The sequence below is a fragment of the Kitasatospora sp. NPDC089913 genome (assembly GCF_044748625.1).
In the GTDB taxonomy this organism is placed as follows: Bacteria; Actinomycetota; Actinomycetes; order Streptomycetales; family Streptomycetaceae; genus Kitasatospora.
Genome location: NZ_JBIVGI010000030.1, coordinates 92,958 through 113,145, shown reverse-complemented (window position 1 = coordinate 113,145; position 20,188 = coordinate 92,958). Strand labels below are relative to the sequence as shown.

The window sequence follows — 20,188 nt, the reverse complement described above, 5'->3', positions numbered from 1 at the left end:
CGGGTTCCGGGGGGGGGGGGCCCGGGGGGGCCCGGGGGGGGGGGGGGGGGCCGGCGGCCGGCGGCCGGTGGGGGCGGGGGGCGGCGGCCCCCCGACCGCCGTCGGCGGCCCGTCACCCGCGCGGCGCCGCCGCGAAGTCGGCCGCCGTCCAGGCCAGCGCGACCGCGCCCTCCAGGATCGCCCGGTCCGCCTCCGGTGAGACGGCGGCCTCGACGAACGCGGCCTCGTGCGGGCCGCAGGAGCCGCCGGTGATGTCCAGGACCGGGTGGATGGAGGGGACGGCGTGCGAGACGTTGCCCATGTCGGTGCAGGCGAACGGCCCGCTCTCGACCGGCTCCGGGCGCCCCGCCGCCGCGGCGTTGGCCCGCCACAGCGCGAGCAGTCCGGTGTCGCTGCGGAAGTCCAGGTAGTCCGGCTCCGGCCGGGTCAGCTCGACCTCGCACCCGGTGGCCAGCGCGCCGGCCCGGAAGCAGTCCTCGACCCGGGCGCGCAGTGCCGCGAGGTCCTCGGCGGCGGAGGTCCGGATCTCGTACTCGGCGGTGGCGCTGTCGGGGATGAGGTTGGGCGCCGTGCCGGCGGCCGTGGTGATGCCGTGCACCCGCCACTGCGGCGGCAGTTGCTGGCGCAGCAGCCCGAGCGCGACCTGGGCGACGGTGAGGGCGTCGGCGGCGTTGCGGCCCTCGTGCGGATTGAGGCTGGGGTGGGCGGCGCGGCCGGTGTAGCGGACGGACAGGGTGCCGAGCGCGAAGGAGTGGAAGTCGGCCACCTCCACCGGGCAGGGGTGGACCATCATCGCGGCGTCCACGCCGTCGAACGCGCCCCCGTCCAGCAGCAGCGCCTTTCCGGCGCCGCGCTCCTCGGCCGGTGCGCCGATCACCCGGACGGTGAGTCCGAGCCGGTCGGCGTACGGGGCGAGGCCGAGCGCGGCACCGAGGCCGGCGGCGGCGATGAGGTTGTGGCCGCAGGCGTGGCCGAGGCCGGGCAGGGCGTCGTACTCGCAGACGATCGCGACGGTGACCGGTCCGCCGCCGGTGCTCGCGCTGAACGCGGTGGGCAGTCCGGCGGTGCCCGGGGTGACGGAGTAGCCGTGGGCGCGCAGCAGTTCGGCGCACCACTCGGCGGCCCGGTGCTCCTCGAACGCGACCTCCGGGTGGGCGTGGATGCGGCGGCTGAGCGCCAGCAGCTCGTCCCGGTGGGCGAGGACGCGCTCGCGCACGGCCTCCTTCGACGCGGGGTCGGCCGGTCCGGCGGCGACCGCCGGGCCGGGCGCGGGCACGCTCGCGTTCAAGGGGGACATCGGCGCCTCCGGGGCTGTCAGGGCCTGCCCATCGGCAGGCTGTTGACCAGACAATATGCAGATAGCTTAGGCTAACCTAACCAGGCAATTGGCGTGCCGTTCGCCGGACCCGAGGAGCTTTCAGAACCATGCGTCGCCACCAGGCCGCGTCCGACCCCGTCGCCGTCCCCGCCGCAGCCGACGTACCGCTGCTCGCCACCCAGGCGGCGATCTGGTACGCCCAGGCGCTCGACCCCGACAGCCCGGTCTACAACACCGGCGACGCCGTGGAGATCACCGGCCCGCTCGACGCCGGGCTGTTCGAGTCCGCCCTGCGCCGCACCGTCGACGAGGCCGACGCGCTCTCCGCCGTCGTCGTCGCCCAGGACCCCGCCGACCCGGAGGGCACCGGGGCCGACGCCGACCCGGCGCCCCGTCAGCGCCTCCTCCCCGGCCGCCCCTGGACCCTGCACCACCTCGACCTGAGCGCCGAGGCCGACCCGGAGGCCGCCGCCGAGGCCTGGATGCGCGCCGACCTGGCCCGCCCCGTCGACCTCGCCGAGGGCCCGCTCTTCACCCAGGCCCTGGTCCGCCTCGCCGAGGACCGCCACTGGTGGTACCAGCGCGTCCACCACCTCGCCGTCGACGCCTACGCGCTCACCCTCCTCACCGGCCGGGTCGCCGAGCTCTACACCGCGCTCGCGGCCGGCACCCGCCCCAGCGACCGCACCTTCGCCACCCCCGCCGAGGTCGCCGCCGAGGAGGCCGCCTACCGCGCCGGCGCCGAGCACGCCGCCGACCGCGCCTTCTGGCGCGACCGCCTGGACGGCGCCGACGCCCCCGCCACCCTCCCCGGCGGCACCCCCGCCGGCCCCGCCGGACTGCCCCGACTGACCGCGGCCCTCCCCGCCGGCACCCTGCCCCGGCTGGAGGCCGCCGCCAAGGCCGCCCGCGCCACCTGGGCCGAACTCGTCATCGCCGCCACCGCCGGCTACCTGCACCGGCTCGCCGGCACCGAGGACGTCGTGCTCGGCCTGCCGCTCGCCAACCGCCGCGGCCCCGCCGCCCTGCGCACCCCCGTCGCCACCGCCAACGTGCTGCCGCTGCGCCTGGCCGTCCGCCCCCGCGACACCGCCGCCGAACTGCTGCGCCGGGTCGTCCTGGAGGTCCGCGACGTCCGCCGCCACCAGCGCTACCCGCTGGAGGACCTGCGCCGCGACCTCGGACTGACCGGCACCCGCCGCGCCCTGTTCGGACCGATGGTCAACATCAAGGCCTTCGAGCGCGACCTCGACCTCGCCGGCCTGCCCGGCACCGTGCGCAACCTCGCCGCCGGCCCCGTCGACGACCTCGCCCTCGCCGTCTCGCCCGGCCCCGACGGCGCCCTGCGGATCGGCCTGGAGGCCCACCCCGACCAGTACGGCGCCGACGCCCTCGCCGCGCACCGCGACGGTCTGCTGCGCTACCTCGACGGCCTCGCCACGCTGCTGCTCGACGCCCCGCACACCCCGATCGCCCGGATCGACCTGCTCGACCGGGAGGCGCTGGACCGCGCCACCGCCGGCCGCACCGAGCCGCCCGCCACCCGCACCGTGCCCGCACTGCTCGCCGACCTGGCCGCCCGCACCCCGGACGCGGTCGCCCTGCGCAGCGGCGCCACCACCCTCACCTTCGCCGAGCTGGACGCCGCGAGCAGCCGCCTCGCGCACCGCCTCACCGCCCTCGGCGTCCGCGCCGACACCCCCGTCGCCCTCGCCATGCCGCGCGGCGCCGACACCCTGGTCGCGATGTTCGCCGTGCTCAAGGCTGGCGGCGCCTGCCTCTCCCTGGACCTCACCCACCCCCGGCAGCGGACCGCCGACATCCTCGACGACACCCGCCCGGTGTGCGCCGTCGGCACCGCCGAGGCCCTCGCCGCCCTGCCCGGCGCCGCCGACCGCCCCGCCGTCGCCCTCGACGACCCCGCCGTCCGCGCCGCGCTCGCCGCCCTGCCCGCCGGACCGCTGCCTGCCCCCGACCCGGCGCACACCGCCTACCTGCTGCACACCTCCGGCTCCACCGGCCGCCCCAAGGGCGTCGTGGTCACCCACGCCTCGCTCGCGAACCTCGCCGCCGGCCACCACGAGGACCACATCGTCCCCGCCCTGGCCCGCACCGGCCGCGAGCGGCTGCGCATCGCCCACAGCGCCTCGTTCGCCTTCGACGCCTCCTGGGACCCGGTGCTGTGGATGCTCCACGGCCACGAGCTCCACCTGCTCGACGACGAGACCTACCGCGACCCGGCCGCCCTCGTCGGCCACGTCCGCGACGAGCGGATCGACTACCTCGACGTCACCCCCTCCTACCTGGACGTGCTGATCGCCGAGGGCCTGCTCGCCGAGGACGCCCACCGCCCGGCCGTGGTCGCGGTCGGCGGCGAGGCCACCCCCGAGCCGCTCTGGCGCCGCCTCACCGCCGTCGACGGCCTGAGTCCCGTCAACCTCTACGGCCCCACCGAGACCACCGTCGACGCCTACACCTGGACCCCCGGTCCGGACGGCGCCCCGGTCGGCCGGGTCGTCCGCGGCTCGCGCGCCTACGTGCTCGACGGCTCGCTGCGCCCCGCCCCCGACGGCGCCGCCGGTGAGCTCTACGTGGCCGGCGCCTGCCTCGCCCTCGGCTACCTCGGCCGCCCCGACCTCACCGCCGAGCGCTTCCTCGCCGACCCCTTCGGCCCGCCCGGCTCGCGGATGTACCGCACCGGCGACCTCGCCCGCCGCCGCGCCGACGGGACGCTGGAGTTCCTCGGCCGCGCCGACGACCAGGTGAAGATCCGCGGCTTCCGGATCGAGCCCGGCGAGATCGCCGCCGTGCTCGGCGAACTCCCCGGCGTCGACCGGGCCGTGGTGATCGCCCGCCCCGGCCCCAGCGGCAAGCGGCTGCTCGGCTACGCCGTGCCCGCCGCCGGAGCCGTGCTCGACCCGGCCGCGCTGCGCTCCGGCCTCGCCGCCCGGCTGCCCGAGCACATGGTGCCCGCCGCCGTGCTCGTGCTCGACGACCTCCCGCGCACCGGCAACGACAAGCTCGACCACCGCGCCCTGCCCGAGCCGGAGTCCGACGCGACGGAGGCCGGCGCCGCGCCCGCCACCCCGCAGGAGGAGATCATCTGCGGGCTCTTCGCCGACCTCCTCGACCAGGCCGGACCGCTCTCCCGCGACGCCGGCTTCTTCGACCTCGGCGGCCACTCGCTGCTCGCCGGCCGCCTCGCCGCCCGGCTGCGCGAGGCCCTCGGCGTGGCCGTCGGCTTCGCCGACGTCTTCCGCCACCCCACCCCGGCCGCCCTCGCCGCCCTGCTGCGCGAGCGCTCCGCCCCCGAACCCCGCCCCGCCCTGGTGCCGGTCGAGCGCACCGAGCGGCTGCCGCTCTCCCCGGCCCAGCGCGGTCTCTGGTTCCACTACCGGCTCGAGGGCCCCAGCCCCACCTACAACATCCCGCTCGCCCTCACCCTCACCGGCCCGCTGGACCGCGACGCCCTCGCGCTCGCCGTCGGCGACCTCGTCGCCCGGCACGAGAGCCTGCGCACCGTCTACGGCGAGTCCGCCGACGGCGAGCCCTACCAGCGGATCCTGCCGCCCGCCCCGGTCGAACTCCACACCGGCACCGGGGAGATCACCGAGGCCGTCCGGTACGCCTTCGACCTCGGCGCCGAACCGCCGCTGCGGGCCAGCCTGTTCGCCCACGAGGACGGCACCCACACCCTCCTGCTGCTGCTCCACCACATCGCCGGCGACGGCGCCTCCACCACCCCGCTGGCCCGCGACCTGGCCGCCGCCCACACCGCCCGCCTCGCCGGAACGTCCCCCGAACTGCCGCCGCTGACGGTGCAGTTCGCCGACCACGTGGACTGGCAGGCGAAGCTCCTCGGCACCGGCGAGGCACCCAGCGCCCTCGCCGTCCGCCAGCTCGACCACTGGCGCAAGACCCTGGCCGGCCTGCCCGACCAGCTCGACCTGCCCACCGACCGCCCCCGGCCCGCCGTCGCCGCCCACCGGGGCGCCACCGTGCCGTTCCGCCTCGACGCCGACGCCCACGCCGCGCTGGCCGCGCTCGCCCGCACCACCGGCACCAGCGTCTTCACCGCCGTCCAGGCCGGTCTGGCCGCCCTGCTCACCCGGCACGGCTGCGGCACCGACATCCCCGTCGGCACCCCCGTCGCCGGCCGCGACTCCGACGAGACCGCCGCCCTGGTCGGCTACTTCGTCAACTCCGTGGTCCTGCGCACCGACACGTCCGGCGACCCGACCTTCCGCGAACTGCTCGGCCGCGTCCGCACCGCCGTCCTCGGCGCCCACGACCACGCCGACCTGCCCTTCGACCGCCTGGTCGAGGAGCTCAACCCGCGCCGCTCGCTCGCCCGGCACCCGCTGTTCCAGGTCATGCTGGCCTGGCAGTCCGTGCCCGACCGGGCCTTCGCGCTCGGCGGCGGCCTCACCGCCACCGTCGCCGCGATCCCCTCCGGCACCGCCAAGTTCGACCTCACCCTCAACGCGGGCGAACTGCGCGAGGGCGGCATAGCCGGCTTCCTGGAGTACCGCACCGACCTCTTCGACGAGGCCACCGTGCGGGCCCTCGCCGAGCGCCTGGCCCGGCTGCTCACCGCCGCCGCCACCGCGCCGGACACCACCGTCGGACGGCTCCCGCTGATGGGCGCGGAGGAGCAGCGCCGCGCCCTGGTCGACTGGAACGGCACCCCCGTCCGGTCGGTGCCCGGCGCCACCCTGCCCGAGCTGTTCGAGGCCGCCGCGCTCGCCCACCCCGGGGCCGTCGCCGTCAGCTGCGACGGCGAGACGCTCGACTACGCCGAACTCGGCGCCCGCGCCGACCGGCTGGCCCGCCTGCTGGCCGCCCGCGGCATCGGCCCCGGCACCATCGTCGCCCTCGCCCTGCCGCGCTCGCTCGACCTGGTCACCGGCCTGCTCGCGGTCGCCAAGTCCGGCGCCGCCTACCTGCCGCTCGACCCCGAGTACCCGGCCGACCGGCTCGCCTACATGCTGGCCGACGCCGCCCCCGCCGCGCTGCTCACCGACACGGCCACCGCGCCCCGGATGCCCGAGCACCGGGTGCCGCAGCTCCTGGTCGACGGCGGCGAGGCGGACGCCCACCCGGCCGTCCCGCTGGCCCAGCACGAGCGCACCCGGCCGCTGACCGCCGAGGACACCGCGTACGTCATCTACACCTCCGGCTCCACCGGCCGCCCCAAGGGCGTACCGGTCACCCACCACAACGTGGTCCGGCTGTTCTCCGCCACCGACCACTGGTTCGGCTTCGGCGCCGAGGACGTGTGGACGCTCTTCCACTCCTACGCCTTCGACTTCTCGGTCTGGGAACTCTGGGGCGCCCTGCTCCACGGCGGGCGGCTCGTCGTCGTCCCGCACCTGGTCAGCCGCGACCCGGCGGCCTTCCTCGACCTGCTCGCCCGCGAGCGGGTGACCGTCCTCAACCAGACGCCGTCCGCCTTCTACCAGCTCAGCGCCGCCGACCGGGAACGGCCCGGTACCGAACTCGCCCTGCGCTACGTGGTCTTCGGCGGGGAGGCACTCGAACTCGGCCGCCTCGACGACTGGTACGAGCGGCACGCCGACGACGCGCCCACCCTGGTCAACATGTACGGCATCACCGAGACCACCGTGCACGTCTCCTACGTCGCCCTGGACCGGGCGAGCGCCGCCGCGAGCAGCAGCAGCACCATCGGCGTCAACATCCCCGACCTGCGGATCTACGTCCTCGACCAGTACCTTCAGCCGGTCCCGCCCGGCGTCACCGGCGAGATGTACGTGGCCGGCGCCGGCCTGGCCCGGGGCTACCTCGGCCGCCCCGCCCTCAGCTCCGAGCGCTTCGTCGCCGACCCGTACGCCGAACTCTTCGGTGAGCGCGGCACCCGGATGTACCGCTCCGGCGACCTCGCCCGCCGCCGGGCATGGGGGCACCCCCGGCCGGAGGCTGGGGGAGGAAGCCTGGAGTACTTCGGCCGGGCCGACCAGCAGGTCAAGATCCGCGGCTTCCGGATCGAACTCGGCGAGATCGAGGCCGTGCTGGCCGCCCACCCGGCGGTCGCCGACGCCGCCGTGGTCGTCCGCGAGGACGTGCCCGGCGACAAGCGACTGGTCGGCTACGCCGTGCTCGCGCCCGGCGCCGACGGCACCACCGGCGACGAACTGCGCACCCGCGCCGCCGCCGACCTGCCCGTGCACATGGTGCCGTCCGCCGTCGTGCTGCTCGAGCGGCTTCCGCTCACCGCCAACGGCAAGCTCGACCGGCGCGCCCTGCCCGCCCCCGACGCCCCCGCCGCCGGTGGCGGCCGCCCGCCGCGCAACCCGCGCGAGCAGCAGCTCTGCGAACTGTTCGCCGAGGTCCTGGGCGTGCCGGCGGTCGGCGTCGAGGACGACTTCTTCGCCCTCGGCGGCCACTCCCTGCTGGTGGTCCGGCTCGCCGGGCGGATCCGGGCCGTGCTCGGCCTGGAGGTCGGCATCGGCACCCTGTTCCAGGCGCCGACCGTCGCCGCCCTCGACACCGCGCTGTCCGCCGACACCCCCGGCGCCGACGCGCTCGACGTCCTGCTGCCGCTGCGGCCCGTCGCCCCCGGCCGCCGCAACCCGCTGTTCGCCGTCCACCCGGCCGGCGGCCTCAGCTGGTGCTACACCGGACTGATCCGCAACCTCCCGGCGGACGTGCCGATCTACGGCCTCCAGGCGCAGGGCGTCGGCGCCGCCACCGCCGACGAGCCGCTGCCCGCCACCATGGAGGAGCTGGCCGCGCACTACGTCGACCGGCTCCGCGAGGTCCAGCCGGAGGGCCCCTACCGGCTGCTCGGCTGGTCCACCGGCGGCATCATCGCCCACGCCATGGCCGCCCGGCTGGAGGAGCTCGGCCACGTCGTCGAACTGCTGGCCGTGCTCGACGCCTACCCGGCCGAGGGCTTCCGCGACCTGCCGGTGCCGGACCAGGCCGAGGCCCTGGAGGCGCTGCTCACCATGGGCGGCTTCGGCCCCGAGGACCTCGACGGCCGCCCGCTGGAACTCGCCCACGTCACCGAGGTGCTGCGCCGCGAGGGCAGTCCGCTGGCCGGTCTCGACGACGCCACCGTCGAGGCGCTGAACCGGATCTACCTGCACATCAACCACCTGGTGCGCGAGTACGACCACCGCCGCCTCACGGGCGACGTGCTGTTCTTCCGCGCGATCGTCGACACCATCGACGACACCCTGGTGCCCGAGCTGTGGACGCCCTACGTGGCCGGCCGGATCGACAACACCGATGTCGCCTGCTCGCACAAGGACATGACGCTGCCGGAGCCGATCGCGCACATCGCGGGCGTCGTCGCCGAGCACCTCACCGCCCTCGACTCCGGCCGCTGAACCCCGCCCCCGTCCGAACCGACAGGAGAACCCACCCCATGAGTGACGCCCCCGCCAACCCCTTCGACGGCGACGGCGAGTTCCTCGCGCTCGTCAACGACCAGGGCCAGCACTCGCTCTGGCCGGACTTCGCCGCTGTCCCGGCCGGCTGGACCGTCGCCCACGGGCCGTGCGAGCGCGCCGCCGCGCTGGACTGGATCACCGCCCACTGGACCGAGCTGAGTCCGGCCCGATGACCGACACGGACGCCAAGCCCGTCCCCGGCCCCGGCACCCCCGCCGGGGCCGGGGACGGCGCCCCGGCCCGCCCCCTGTTCGCGGGGCGCCTCGCCGTGGTGCTCGTCTACACGGCCGCGATGTGCATGAACGGCCTGGACTCGACGATCGTCAACCCGGCCCTGTTCACCATCGCCGGTGACTTCGGCCGCCCGGTCTCCGCCGCCAACGCGGTGGAGACCGCCTTCCTGGTCGGCCTCGCCGTCGGACTCCCGGCGGCCGGCTGGCTCGGCGACCGGTTCGGGGTCCGGCGGGTCTTCCTCGGCTCGCTCGCGGTGTTCACCCTGGCCAGCGCCCTGTGCGCGGCCGCCCCCGGCCTCGGCGCGCTCACCGCCGCCCGGGCGGCCCAGGGCGTCGCCGGCGGCCTGCTCACCCCGGTCGGCATGACGCTGCTGTTCCGGGCCTTCGAGCCGCACGAGCGGGCCGGCCTCGGCAAGGTGCTGATCGTGCCGACGGCCCTGATGCCCGCGCTCGGCCCGCCGCTCGGCGGCTTCCTGACCGAGCACCTCTCCTGGCACTGGCTGTTCCTGGTCAATGTGCCGATCGGCGTCGCGGCCGTCCTGACCGGCGTGTTCGCCCTGCGCGACCAGGAGGAGCCGCCGGCCGGGCGCTTCGACACCACCGGCTTCCTGCTCGCCACCCCGGGCCTGGGCCTGCTCACCTACGCGCTCGGCTTCGGCCCGGCGCACGGCTGGACCTCCCCGGCGGTGGGCCTGTCCGGGGTCCTCGGCGTGGTGCTGCTCGGCCTCGCCGTCCGGCACCAGCTGCGGGCCGAGGAGCCGCTGGTGGACCTGCGGCTGCTCGCCGACCGCACCTTCGGCGCGGCCAGCTGGCTGGCCCTGCTGACCGCCGCCGGGCTGATGGGCGCACTGTTCGCCTTCCCGCTGCTCTACCAGGCGGCGCTGGGCGCCTCGGCGCTGGACGCGGGCCTGAGCGTGTTCCCGGAGGCGATCGGCCTGATGGCCGCCTCCCAGGTGGTCGACCGGCTGCTGCCGAGGCTCGGCCCGCGCCGGCTCGCGCTGCCGGCCCTGCTGCTCGCGGCCCTGGTGCTGGCCGCCCTCGCCCTGCCGGGCGTCGGCGGGAACGCCTGGGCCGTCCGGGCGCTGATGTTCGGCGTCGGCCTGATCCTGGGCACCGCCGTGCTGACGGTCCAGATCGCGGGCTTCGCGGACGTGCCCGGACCCGCGATGGGCCGGGCGATGGGCCTGTTCACCATCGTCCGCACGCTCGGCGGCGCGTTCGGCATCGCCGGCGCGGCGGCCCTGATCGGCGCGCTGGCCGAGGACGGCACGCACGGCGCGGAACCCGGGCCGTACCGGGTCGCGCTGGTGGCCACGGCCGGGGCGGTCGCCCTCGGCGCCCTGGTCGCGGCCCGGCTGCCGAAGGAGGCCCCGGGACCGCCGCCGATGGACTGAGCGCCCGGCCCGGCACCGCCGCAGGACGGCACCCCGCCCGGGGTGCCGTCCTGCGGCGTTCGCGGCCGGGGACGGGCGCGCCTCAGAGCTCCTTGACCAGCCGTCGCCGCCCGCCGCCCCACCGGTACCCGAGGGCGGTGTTCACCGCGACCATCGGCACGTTGCCGGCCTCGACCTCGGTGTGCACCGTCCGCACACCGTGTCCGCGGAGGTGCCGCGCCGCGTGCAGTTTGAGCGCCCGGGCGAGCCCGCGCCCGCGCCAGGCCCGCAGCACCGCCGTGTAGTGGACGCGGCAGGCCAGCGGGTCGTCCGTCCCGTGCACGACGGTGGCGCCGACGATCCGCCCGGCGCACTCGGCCGTGAACACCCAGTCGGGGCGGCCGCCGGGACCGCCCAGCGCCTCGCCCCGCCAGTCGTCGAACTCCGGCAGGGCGTCGACGAATCCGGGGTTGTCGCGCAGGGTCTCCCGGTAGAGGTGGTGCAACTGCCGCTCGGGCCCGGGGGCGCCGGTGGTGGCGAGGGTGTCCAGGTGCAGGCCGGGCGGCGGTTGCGGGGCGGGCAGGTGCGGGCCCAACGGGGCGCTCGCCGACCGCACATGGGCGTCCACCCGGTAGCCGCGGCCGAGCAGCAGTCCGGTCAGGTCGACCGGGGAGTCCCACCCCACGGCCGCCGACCCGCCCTGCCCGTCCGGCAGTTCGCCGAGCAGCCGGCCGGCTCCGGCCTCGCGCCCCCAGCGCTCCAGCCCGTCGTAGAGCGGCAGCAGCCAGCCCGGCGCGCGCCCCGGTGCGCTGACGACGCGCGAGGCGAGGTCCCCGGGGGGCGTCCAGGGGGCCCGCCAGGCGGTGGCGTACCCGAGCAGGTCCCCGGTGGGCCCGGGCTGGACCAGCCGGACCCGGCCGTGCCCGGTGAGTCGCCCCCGCCCGTCGGTGGTCAACCGGTCCCGGTCCGGCAGCGCCGCGTCCCGGCCGCGCAGTTCGGCGGCCGTGACGGGCGGCCCGGCCCCGTCGGCGGAGAGGAGCTCCGCCAGCGCGGGGTAGTCGGTGTCGGGCCGGAACGCGCGGATCATCCGCGGCCGCCGAAGACATGTGAGTGCGTCACATGTGACACCGTACTGGTCCCGGCGGTGTCCCGTCCGGGTTTTGCTCCATGATCCACATTGATGAGATTCTGTGCTGTGCACAACAAACAGACCGCCCCGTTGATCGGTGCCGCCTTCGGCCTCGCGTTCGTCCTGGCGAACGCCGGTGCCCTCCCCGGAGCCGCCGCCGCGCTGCTCCGGGTCCTCGCGATCCTGGTGTTCCTGCGGCTGTTCCTGGTCATGCGCCGTCGTCCGGTCGCCCCCGCCCCGGCGGGTGGCTCCGCCGCTCCCGCGGTACCCCTGTTCGGCCGCGACTACCGGCTGGTGGTGGCCGCCGAGGTGGCCGTCGGCCTGGCCGGCCTCGTCGTCGTCAACCCCGTGCTGCACGCACCGAAGGCCACCGTCGGCTGGATCGCCCTGGTGGTCGGTCTGCACTTCTTCGGCCTGGCGGCGGTCTGGCGGCGGCCCGCGCTCAACGTGCTGGCGGCCGCCATGTCGGTGTGCGGCGCGGCGGGCGTCGTCCTCGCCGCGGCCGACGCCCCGGCCGCCGTCGTCGCGGTGGTGGCGGGCATCGCCCCGGGGGGCCTGCTGCTCGCTTCGGTGGCCCGGAGCCTGCGCGCACCGGCCGTCGACGCCGCCCCGCGGCAGGTCTGACGGCGGGTGGGGCGCCCCGGCGGTCCCGTGCCGCCGGCGCCGTCGCCCGAGGGGGTGGAGAATGCCGGATTCGCCCGGCGGGCGGGTGCGGTGGGCGGTACGGTGCCCGCATGACCGTGCTCGTCCGCCGTCGTCACATCGACTTCGGCCGCATCCACTCCACCGGCTGTCCGGTCACCTTCTGATCGATCGATCGATCCCCGGCCGGTCGGGCCGCGCCGCTCCGCAGGGCGGCGCCGCACCCGACGGCCGTCGTCCGCCGCCGCGCACGGTCCGCCGCCTCCGGGCGGGCCGGTCCGCGCCCGCGCGGCGCCGTCCCGGGCGCGCCGGCCGACCCCCTCACACCGGCGGGCGGCCCCGTGTCCCGGACGACCACGATCCGACCGCACCGAAGGTCCGACCGCACCGAAGGGACGTCCGTCCGCCATGACCGACACCGCCACCGACCACTACCTCCGCAACAACTCCGAGTACGCCGCGGGCTTCGAGGGTCCGCTGCCGCTCCCGCCCGCCCGCCGCACGGCCGTCCTGGCCTGCATGGACGCCCGGCTCAACGTGTACGGCGCGCTCGGTCTCGCCGAGGGCGACTCGCACGTGATCCGCAACGCCGGCGGCGTCGCCACGGACGACGCCATCCGCTCGCTGGCGATCAGCCAGCGACTGCTCGGGACCGAGGAGATCATCCTCGTGCACCACACCGACTGCGGAATGCTCACCTTCGGCGACGACGCCTTCCGCGAGGAGATCCGGAAGGAGACCGGGGTCAAGCCGCCGTGGGCGGCGGAGGCCTTCGCCGACCTGGAGACCGACGTCCGGCAGTCGGCCGCGCGGATCCGGACCAGCCCGTTCGTCCCGCACACCCGGTCCGTGCGCGGCTTCGTGTTCGACGTCGCGACCGGGGTCCTCACGGAGGTCGAGCTCTGAGCGCGGGAGTGGTGGGCGCGGCGGCCGCGCCCACCACCCCCGGCAGCCCGGGCGTCAGCCGCGCCGCCCCAGCAGGTGGACCAGGCCGTCGGCCAGGCCCCCGCGCCAGCAGGCGTAGTCGTGCCCGCCGTTGAACTCCCGGTAGGCGAGGTCGTAGCCCCGGTCGAGCAGCACGTCGCGCAGGTTGCGGTTCTGGGGGAGCAGCAGCCATTCCTGGAGGCCGGCCTCCACCCAGAAGCGGGCGTCGCGCCGCTCGGCGGCGGCGAACTGACGGGTGAGCCACTCACTGCCGTCGTTGAGCTCGGTCGCGTCGGGCCACCAGAACGAGCCGGACTGGGAGAGCGCGTTGCCGAACCGGGCCGGCCGGTGGAAGGCGGCGAAGGCGGCGGTCAGCCCGCCCGCGCTCTGGCCGGCGATGACCGTGCGGGCCGGGTCGGCGGTGACCCGGTACTCGGCGCCGGCCCAGGGCAGCACCCGGTCGGCCAGCAGGTCGACGAAGTCCGGGTTGCAGCTGAGGTCCTCCGGGCGGGTCCGGGGCGGGGTGTGGACGAGCAGCGCGACGGTCGGCGGGATCAGCCCCTCGGCGGTCAGGTTGTCCAGGGTGTCGCCGACCGACAGCTGCCCGCCCCACACGTCGCCGTCCAGCAGGACCAGCACCGGGTAGGGGTCGCCGTCCGGGCGGTGCCCGGCGGGCAGGTGGACGTCGATGGTCCGCCCGGCCGCCTCGGCGCGCACGGTGCGCCCGCGCGGCACCTCCGGGCGGCGCTCGGCGTACGGCTGGGCGAGCGCCTCGGGCAGGGCGAGCACCGAGGAGGGGTGGCGCCCGTCGCGGCCGGGCAGCCGCGGGCCCCGGTCGAGCGGGTCGGGGCGGGCGTCGTCCAGGACCTTCAGCCAGTCCGCCCGCCGGGTGCCGGGGACGGCCCCGCGCACCGGGTACAGCTGGTAGGACGCCCGGTGGTCGGCGCGCAGCCGGTAGGTGCGCGACCAGCCGCCGGCCCGGCGCTCCATCAGGTGCGGGGTGAGGTCGCCGGCGTGCCGGTCCTTGTCGGTGACGGTGTGGACGAGCGCGAGCACGCCGTCGTACGGCTCCTCGCCCGGCTCGTCGCGCAGCACGAAGGTCACCTGCCGGTAGGCCGGGTCCTCGGGGTCGGCGTCGACCAGCGGGGCGCCCTCGGCGGCCACCCGGGCCCAGAACGTGTCGTCGACGACAGGATGTTCATTCTGCACTGCGGTAACTCCTCGATGATCAGGCGGGGTTGCCCTTGCGGCCGAGCAACACCCAGAGCAGGAACGGGCCGCCGAGCACGGTGGTGACGATGCCGACCGGGATCTCGACACCGGAGATCAGTACCCGGCCGAGGGTGTCGGCGAGCACGATGAGCACCGCGCCGACCAGGGCCGAGCCGAGCACCGGGACGCGGGACGGCCCGGCCAGCCGGCCGGCGACGACCGGTGCGGCCAGCGCGACGAAGCCGACCGGTCCGCAGATCCCGACGGCGAGTCCGGCGAGTGCCACCGCCAGCAGCAGGCAGACGAGCCGGACCCGGCCGGGGTCGACGCCGAGCGAGGAGGCCACGTTGTCGTCGAAGCGCAGCACCGCGAGCCGGCGGGCCACCACCAGCGCGACCGGCACCAGCACGGCGAGGCCGATCAGCACCGGGGTGGCGACCTCGTAGTCCCGGCCGTTGAGGCTGCCGGAGGTCCAGACGTACAGCGAGGAGGCGGAACTGAGCGAGCGCCGGGCCATCGCGACCTGGATGACCGCGGAGGCGAGCGCCGACATGGCGAGGCCGACCACGAGCACCCGGTAGCCGCGGGCGCCGAGGCCGCCGGAGACGGCGGTGACCACGGCGACGGCGACCAGCGCGCCGATCGGTCCGGCCCACCAGGCGCCGAACGCGCCGGTGGCGGTGACGGAGATCAGTACGGCGGCGGTGGCTCCGTCGTTGACACCGAGCAGTTCGGGGGTGGCGAGCCGGTTGCGGGCCAGGGTCTGGGTGAGGCAGCCGGCCAGGCCGAGCGCGGCGCCGGCGGCCAGGCCGGCGACGATCCGGCCGAGCCGGAACTTCTGCACCAGCAGGACGTCCAGGCGGTCGCCGTAGCCGAAGACGGCCCGGAAGGTGGAGCCGAGGTCGAGTTCGCTCTGTCCGGCGTGCGCGGAGACCACCACGGCGGCGAGCAGGGCGACGGCGAGGCCGAGCGCCGCCAGCGCCGGGCGCCGCGGGAGCAGGACGGACAGCGCGCCGCGCCGGAGCACCACGTCCGGCCTGGGCGGCTTCTCCTCCGGGTGGCCGCTCCGGCCGGAGGACTCGGCGGGGGCGGTGTCGGTCAGGCCGAGCGCGGCGGTCTTCCTGGACCGCACGATGGCGATCAGCGCGGGCGCGCCGATCAGCGCGACGATGACCGAGACGGGGGCCTCGAAGGGGCGGGCGACCACTCGGGCGAGCACGTCCGCCCCGGTCAGCACGGCGGCGCCGACCAGCCCGGCGAGCAGGGTGAGCCGGCCGACCCGGGGGCCGGCGGCGGCCCGGGCCACGAAGCCGGCGAGCAGGCCGAGGAAGGAGATCGGCCCGGCGAGGGCGACGGCGGAGGCGGTGAGCAGGGTGACGGCGAGGGCGACGGCGGCGCGGGTGGCGCCGGGGCGGTGGCCGAGGCCGCGGGCCAGGTCGTCGCCGAGCGCGAGCGCGGACAGCGGCCGGGTGGTGAGCAGGGCGACCACGAAGCCGACCCCGAGCACCGGGGCGAGCTGGCTCAGTGTCGTCCAGCCCTCCACGCCGGCCAGCGAGCCGAGCACCCAGACCCGGTAGCGGTCGTACGCCTCGGGGGAGTTGACGATCAGTACGCCGGTGAGGCCGCCGAAGGTGGCACCGACGGCGGAGCCGCCGAGGACGAGTCGCATCGGGGAGCCGCCGCCCCGGCTGCCGGCGATCGCCAGGACGAGTCCGCTGGCCAGGACGGCGCCGCCGAAGGCGAAGGCGAGGTAGCCGTAGGAGGTCTGGACGCCGAGCACGGCGATGCCGAGGACGACGCCCAGCGAGGCGCCGGCGTTGACGCCTAGCAGGCCGGTCTCGGCGAGCGGATTGCGGGTGACGGCCTGGAGCTGGGCGCCGGCCACCCCGAGCGCGGCGCCGACCAGCAGGGAGGTCAGGGTGCGGGGGAGGCGCAGGTCGCCGACGACCAGGGCGAGGTGACTGTCGGCGCGGGCGCCGTCGGTGTCGAGCAGGTAGTCCAGCACGCGGCCGGGGCCGACCTCGCCGGCGCCGACGGACAGCGAGAGCGCCGTCAGGGCGAGCAGCGCGGCGAGGATGCCGCCGAGGGCGATCCGGGCGGTGCGGCGGGACCGGTCGGCCGTCGGCGGTGCGGGCACGGAGGGGTCCGCACCGGCCGCTTCGACGGCACCCACTTGCGACAATGTCATAAGGTAAGGCTAACCTAATGGTCAGCGCGGTCGGACGGGTGTCCGAGCCGGGGTCGCATCCGTCCGGATCGTCCTGGTTCGTTCCGACGCACCACCGCTGCACCGCCGCACACCGCACTGTCGTCCGTACCGCCCGTACGTAACACCCCTGCCCGGAGGCATCCATGTCGACCCCCCAGAGCCCGCTGCACCTCGCCCGCCGTCGTGCGGTCCAGGCGGTGGCCGCCACCGGGGCGGCCACGCTCCTGCTCGTCGGCTGCGGCTCGTCGGGCTCCTCCGACAAGGCGTCCTCCGACAAGGGCTCCCCGTCCGCCGCCGCCACCACCGGCGCCACGACCGCCGCCGCGGGCAGCCCGGCCGCCCCGGCCGCCGGCGACAAGCGGACCGTCAAGGACGCCACCGGCACCGCCGTCGAGATCCCCGCCGAGCCCAAGCGCATCGTCACCCTCACCCAGGAGGACCTCGACGCGGTGCTCGCCCTCGGCCTCAAGCCGGCCGGCATCACCAACGGCCAGGGCCTCAACGAGCCGCCGGCGTACCTGAAGGACAAGGTCCAGGGCATCCCGGTGGTCGGCAACCTGCTCCAGCCCGTCATGGACAAGGTCATCGCCGCCAAGCCCGACCTCATCCTGGCCGGCGACATGCAGGACCAGCAGGTCCTCAAGCAGCTGCGCGAGATCACCCCGGCCACCGTCGTCACCATGGCCCCGACCGACGACTGGAAGCTCTCCTTCCGCGGCATCGGCAACGCCGTCAACAAGCTGGACCAGGCCAACAAGGTCATCGCCGACTACGACGCCAAGGCCGCCAAGGCCGGCGGCGAGCTCGGCGAGAACAAGGGCAAGGCCGTCTCCATCGTCCGCTGGAACCCGACCGGCCCCAGCTGGATGGAGAAGAAGCAGTTCGCCAGCGGCGTCGCCCTCGACATGGGTCTGACCCGCCCGCAGGCCCAGGACAAGGACGGCAACGCCCACACCCCGGCACTGAGCCTGGAGAAGATCAACGAGATCGACGGCGACTGGCTGTTCCTGTCCACCCTCACCGACGACGGCAAGGCCGCGCTGAAGGACGTCCAGTCCAAGCCCGCCTACCAGGAGCTCGGCGCGGTGAAGAACAACCACACCGTGACCGTGGACGGTTCGGTCTGGTCGACCCGCGGCGGCCCGCTCGCGGCCGACGTCGTGATCGGCGACATCAGCAAGGCGCTCGGCGCCAAGTGACCGCAGGCGGCGGGCGTCCCTCCTCACGGGACGCCCGCCGCCCGCTTCGTTCTCCGGCGCGTGCGCTGCCCGCTTCGCCGGCGGGGCGCGCGGCGCCCGTTCCGGTGTCCGGGGCGTCCGCCGCCCGCTCCGTCCGCCGGGGCGGGCGACGCCCGTTCCGCCCACAGGGCCGGGCGACGCCCGCTCCGTTCCGCTCCCGGGGGCGGCGGACACGCCGTTCCGTCCCCCTTCTGCTCTCCCATCGAAGGAACCCGCCATGGAGTTGACGGTCGAGGGCCTCACGGCCGGCTACGGTCCCGGACGCCCGGTGCTCGGCGGCGTCGACCTCACCGTGCCCGGCGGGCAGGTGGTGGCCGTCGTCGGCCCGAACGGCTGCGGCAAGTCCACCCTGCTGCGCGCGATCGCCCGGCTGCACCGGCCCGACTCCGGCCGGGTGCTGGTCGGCGGCGAGGACGTCTGGAAGCTGCGCCCGCGGCAGGCCGCCCACCGGGTCGCGCTGCTGCCGCAGAGCCCGCAGGCGCCGGAGGCGGTCACCGTGGCGGGGCTGGTCCGCTACGGCCGCCACCCGCACCAGGGTCTGTTCCGGCAGTGGTCCGCCGACGACGAGCGGCTCACCGGCGAGGCCCTGCGGGCGACCGGTGTCGAGGAGTTCGCCGACCGCCGGCTCGACCGGCTCTCCGGCGGGCAGCGGCAGCGCTGCTGGCTCGCCATGGTGCTGGCCCAGGACGCGCCGGTGGTCCTGCTCGACGAGCCGACCAGCGCCCTCGACCTCGGCCACGCCGTCGAGGTGCTGGAGCTGGTGCGCGAGGTCGCGGCGGGCGGGCGCACCGTCGTCATGGTGCTGCACGACCTCGCGGCCGCCGCCCGCTACGCCGACCTGGTGGTGGCGATGCGCGGCGGGGAGATGATCGCCTGCGGTCCGCCGCGCGAGGTGGTGGACGCGCCGCTGGTGCGGGCGCTGTACGACGTCGACAGCGATGTGCTCGCGGCCCCCGGGGACGGCGCGCCGGTGATCGTCCCGCGTGCGGGGAGCCGGAAGGCGGCCTGACCGGGCCGCCCGGGGGAGCCCCCGAACGGACCGGGGGGCGCGAGGGGTTGCGGGACCGGCGCGGCGGGTTGCCGGGCGGGCGCCGGGGCCGGTGTGGTCTGCTGGACGGGCGTCCGCCGGACGTCCGCGCCGCCGCGCCCGCGCCGCCTTCCGGGAGGGTCACCGATGCCCCGCCGTACCGTCGCCCTGCTCGTCGCCATCGCTCTCGGCCCGGCCGCCGCGGTCGGCTGCTCCTCGGCCGCCGGCCCGGACCGGGCCGGCGGGTTGTCCTCGGACGCCGCGGCCTCCGTCCCCGTTCCGACGGCCTCCGGGCCGACCGCTTCGGATCCGACGGCCTCCGCGGCGTCCGAGGTGCCCACGTCCTCCCCGGCCACGCCCTCCCCGGCCACGTCCGCCGCTCCGGCGTCCTCCGCGCCCGCCTCGTCGGCCCCCGCGTCGTCCGCGTCAGCGCCCTCGGCGCCCGCCTCGGTGGCCGTCCGGGGCACCGTCGCCGACGGCCTCAAGTCCCCCTGGGGCCTTGCCGTCCTGCCCGGGGGCGACCTGCTGGTCTCCGAGCGCGACAGCGCCCGGATCCTGCGCGTCTCGGCGAAGGACGGCAGCAGGACGGTGGCCGGTACCGTCCCGGGCGTCACCTCCGGCGGCGAGGGCGGCCTGCTCGGGCTCGCCCTCTCGCCCGACCACGCCACCGACCACCGGGTGTACGCCTACCTCTCCACCGGCTCGGACAACCGGATCGTCCGGCTCGACCTCGACCCCTCCAAGCCCGCCGGATCCCAACTCGGCGCCCCCGCGGTGCTGTTCGGCGGCATCCCGCACGGACCCAGGCACAACGGCGGGCGGATCGCGTTCGGTCCGGACGGCTTCCTCTACGCGGGCACCGGCGACGCCGACAACCGCTCGCTCGCCCAGGACCGCGACTCCCTCGGCGGCAAGATCCTCCGCCTCACCCGGGACGGCGACCCCGCGCCCGGCAACCCGTTCCCCGGCTCGCCGGTCTGGTCGCTCGGCCACCGCAACGTCCAGGGGCTGGCCTGGGACCCGCAGGGGCGGCTCTGGGCCTCGGAGTTCGGCCAGGACACCTGGGACGAGCTCAACCTGATCACCCCCGGCGGCAACTGCGGCTGGCCCACCGTCGAGGGCACCGCCGGACGGGCGGGCGTCACCGACCCGGTCGCCCAGTGGCACACCGCCGACGCCTCGCCGAGCGGGATCGCCTTCGCCGACGGCGCCGTGTGGGTGGCCGCGCTGCGCGGTACCCGGCTCTGGCGGGTCCCGGTGGACGGCGCCGGGGCGGCCGGCACCCCGCAGGACTTCCTCCGCGGCGAGTACGGCCGTCTGCGCACCGTGGCGGCCGACGGGGACGGCACCCTGCTCCTCGTCACCGACAACACCGACGGCCGGGGCTCGCCGCGGCCGGGCGACGACCGGATTCTGCGACTGGACGTCAGCGGGGGGTGACGGAGGGTCGCACTCGACCACCCGTTCG

12 protein-coding genes are annotated in these 20,188 nt (G+C 76.5%); 8 read left to right on the top strand and 4 right to left on the bottom strand.

Annotation, left to right across the window (positions count from 1 at the left end):
* Window positions 1-112 precede the first annotated feature (112 nt).
* Window positions 113-1,297 carry an amidohydrolase gene (locus ACIPYS_RS33335; protein WP_093859742.1) on the bottom strand — a complete coding sequence of 395 codons (1,185 nt, stop codon included), beginning with the start codon at window positions 1,295-1,297 and terminating at the stop codon, window positions 113-115.
* A 128-nt stretch (window positions 1,298-1,425) separates the two neighbouring features.
* Here ACIPYS_RS33335 and ACIPYS_RS33330 point away from each other — a divergent pair, with 128 nt between their 5' ends.
* The 3 genes from ACIPYS_RS33330 to ACIPYS_RS33320 are packed head-to-tail and all read left to right on the top strand — an operon-like array spanning window position 1,426 to window position 10,360.
* The gene (locus tag ACIPYS_RS33330; RefSeq protein WP_400753269.1) at window positions 1,426-8,670 is read left to right on the top strand and encodes an amino acid adenylation domain-containing protein; all 7,245 of its coding nucleotides are present in this window, start codon (window positions 1,426-1,428) and stop codon (window positions 8,668-8,670) included.
* Window positions 8,671-8,708: 38 nt separating this feature from the next.
* Window positions 8,709-8,906: an MbtH family protein gene (locus ACIPYS_RS33325; RefSeq protein ID WP_030391819.1), complete on the top strand. Its 198-nt coding sequence runs from the start codon at window positions 8,709-8,711 to the stop codon at window positions 8,904-8,906.
* Complete coding sequence (locus tag ACIPYS_RS33320; protein ID WP_093859740.1) at window positions 8,903-10,360, top strand: DHA2 family efflux MFS transporter permease subunit; 1,458 nt, start codon at window positions 8,903-8,905, stop codon at window positions 10,358-10,360. The genes ACIPYS_RS33325 and ACIPYS_RS33320 overlap by 4 nt, the downstream gene beginning before the upstream one ends.
* An 82-nt stretch (window positions 10,361-10,442) precedes the next feature.
* On the opposite strand, the gene ACIPYS_RS33315 is transcribed toward ACIPYS_RS33320, so the two are convergent.
* Window positions 10,443-11,426: a GNAT family N-acetyltransferase gene (locus tag ACIPYS_RS33315; protein WP_400753264.1), complete on the bottom strand. Its 984-nt coding sequence runs from the start codon at window positions 11,424-11,426 to the stop codon at window positions 10,443-10,445.
* Between the two features lie 108 nt (window positions 11,427-11,534).
* On the opposite strand from ACIPYS_RS33315, the gene ACIPYS_RS33310 reads away from it, so the two are divergent.
* Both ACIPYS_RS33310 and ACIPYS_RS33305 read left to right on the top strand, forming a co-directional pair.
* Window positions 11,535-12,092: a hypothetical protein gene (locus ACIPYS_RS33310; RefSeq protein ID WP_400753261.1), complete on the top strand. Its 558-nt coding sequence runs from the start codon at window positions 11,535-11,537 to the stop codon at window positions 12,090-12,092.
* A gap of 426 nt (window positions 12,093-12,518) precedes the next feature.
* Complete coding sequence (locus tag ACIPYS_RS33305; protein ID WP_093859737.1) at window positions 12,519-13,016, top strand: carbonic anhydrase; 498 nt, start codon at window positions 12,519-12,521, stop codon at window positions 13,014-13,016.
* 54 nt (window positions 13,017-13,070) lie between these two features.
* Here ACIPYS_RS33305 and fes read toward each other — a convergent pair whose 3' ends face one another.
* Window positions 13,071-14,243, bottom strand: coding sequence for an enterochelin esterase (fes, locus tag ACIPYS_RS33300; RefSeq protein ID WP_400753257.1), 1,173 nt, complete (start codon window positions 14,241-14,243; stop codon window positions 13,071-13,073).
* Window positions 14,244-14,262: 19 nt separating this feature from the next.
* Window positions 14,263-16,434 carry a Fe(3+)-hydroxamate ABC transporter permease FhuB gene (gene fhuB / locus ACIPYS_RS33295; RefSeq protein ID WP_093859735.1) on the bottom strand — a complete coding sequence of 724 codons (2,172 nt, stop codon included), beginning with the start codon at window positions 16,432-16,434 and terminating at the stop codon, window positions 14,263-14,265.
* 164 nt (window positions 16,435-16,598) lie between these two features.
* On the opposite strand from fhuB, the gene ACIPYS_RS33290 reads away from it, so the two are divergent.
* From ACIPYS_RS33290 to ACIPYS_RS33280, 3 genes are all read left to right on the top strand, one after another.
* A complete protein-coding gene (locus ACIPYS_RS33290) occupies window positions 16,599-17,654 on the top strand; it encodes an ABC transporter substrate-binding protein (protein ID WP_093859734.1) in 1,056 nt (351 codons plus the stop codon).
* Between the two features lie 256 nt (window positions 17,655-17,910).
* A complete protein-coding gene (locus ACIPYS_RS33285) occupies window positions 17,911-18,702 on the top strand; it encodes an ABC transporter ATP-binding protein (RefSeq protein WP_093859733.1) in 792 nt (263 codons plus the stop codon).
* A 165-nt stretch (window positions 18,703-18,867) separates the two neighbouring features.
* Window positions 18,868-20,160 (top strand): PQQ-dependent sugar dehydrogenase, encoded by a 1,293-nt coding sequence (locus ACIPYS_RS33280; protein WP_400753253.1) that lies wholly within the window; start codon window positions 18,868-18,870, stop codon window positions 20,158-20,160.
* The last annotated feature ends 28 nt before the right edge of the window (window positions 20,161-20,188 follow it).

Excerpts from the sequence above, each read along its gene's own strand:
- ACIPYS_RS33315 (WP_400753264.1), bottom strand. The coding sequence starts at position 11,426 with ATGATCCGCGCGTTCCGGCCCGACACCGACTACCCCGCGCTGGCGGAG.
- fhuB (WP_093859735.1), bottom strand. The coding sequence starts at position 16,434 with ATGACATTGTCGCAAGTGGGTGCCGTCGAAGCGGCCGGTGCGGACCCC.
- ACIPYS_RS33325 (WP_030391819.1), top strand. The coding sequence starts at position 8,709 with ATGAGTGACGCCCCCGCCAACCCCTTCGACGGCGACGGCGAGTTCCTC.
- ACIPYS_RS33330 (WP_400753269.1), top strand. The coding sequence starts at position 1,426 with ATGCGTCGCCACCAGGCCGCGTCCGACCCCGTCGCCGTCCCCGCCGCA.
- ACIPYS_RS33320 (WP_093859740.1), top strand. The coding sequence starts at position 8,903 with ATGACCGACACGGACGCCAAGCCCGTCCCCGGCCCCGGCACCCCCGCC.
- ACIPYS_RS33280 (WP_400753253.1), top strand. The coding sequence starts at position 18,868 with ATGCCCCGCCGTACCGTCGCCCTGCTCGTCGCCATCGCTCTCGGCCCG.
- ACIPYS_RS33290 (WP_093859734.1), top strand. The coding sequence starts at position 16,599 with ATGTCGACCCCCCAGAGCCCGCTGCACCTCGCCCGCCGTCGTGCGGTC.
- ACIPYS_RS33285 (WP_093859733.1), top strand. The coding sequence starts at position 17,911 with ATGGAGTTGACGGTCGAGGGCCTCACGGCCGGCTACGGTCCCGGACGC.
- ACIPYS_RS33305 (WP_093859737.1), top strand. The coding sequence starts at position 12,519 with ATGACCGACACCGCCACCGACCACTACCTCCGCAACAACTCCGAGTAC.
- ACIPYS_RS33335 (WP_093859742.1), bottom strand. The coding sequence starts at position 1,297 with ATGTCCCCCTTGAACGCGAGCGTGCCCGCGCCCGGCCCGGCGGTCGCC.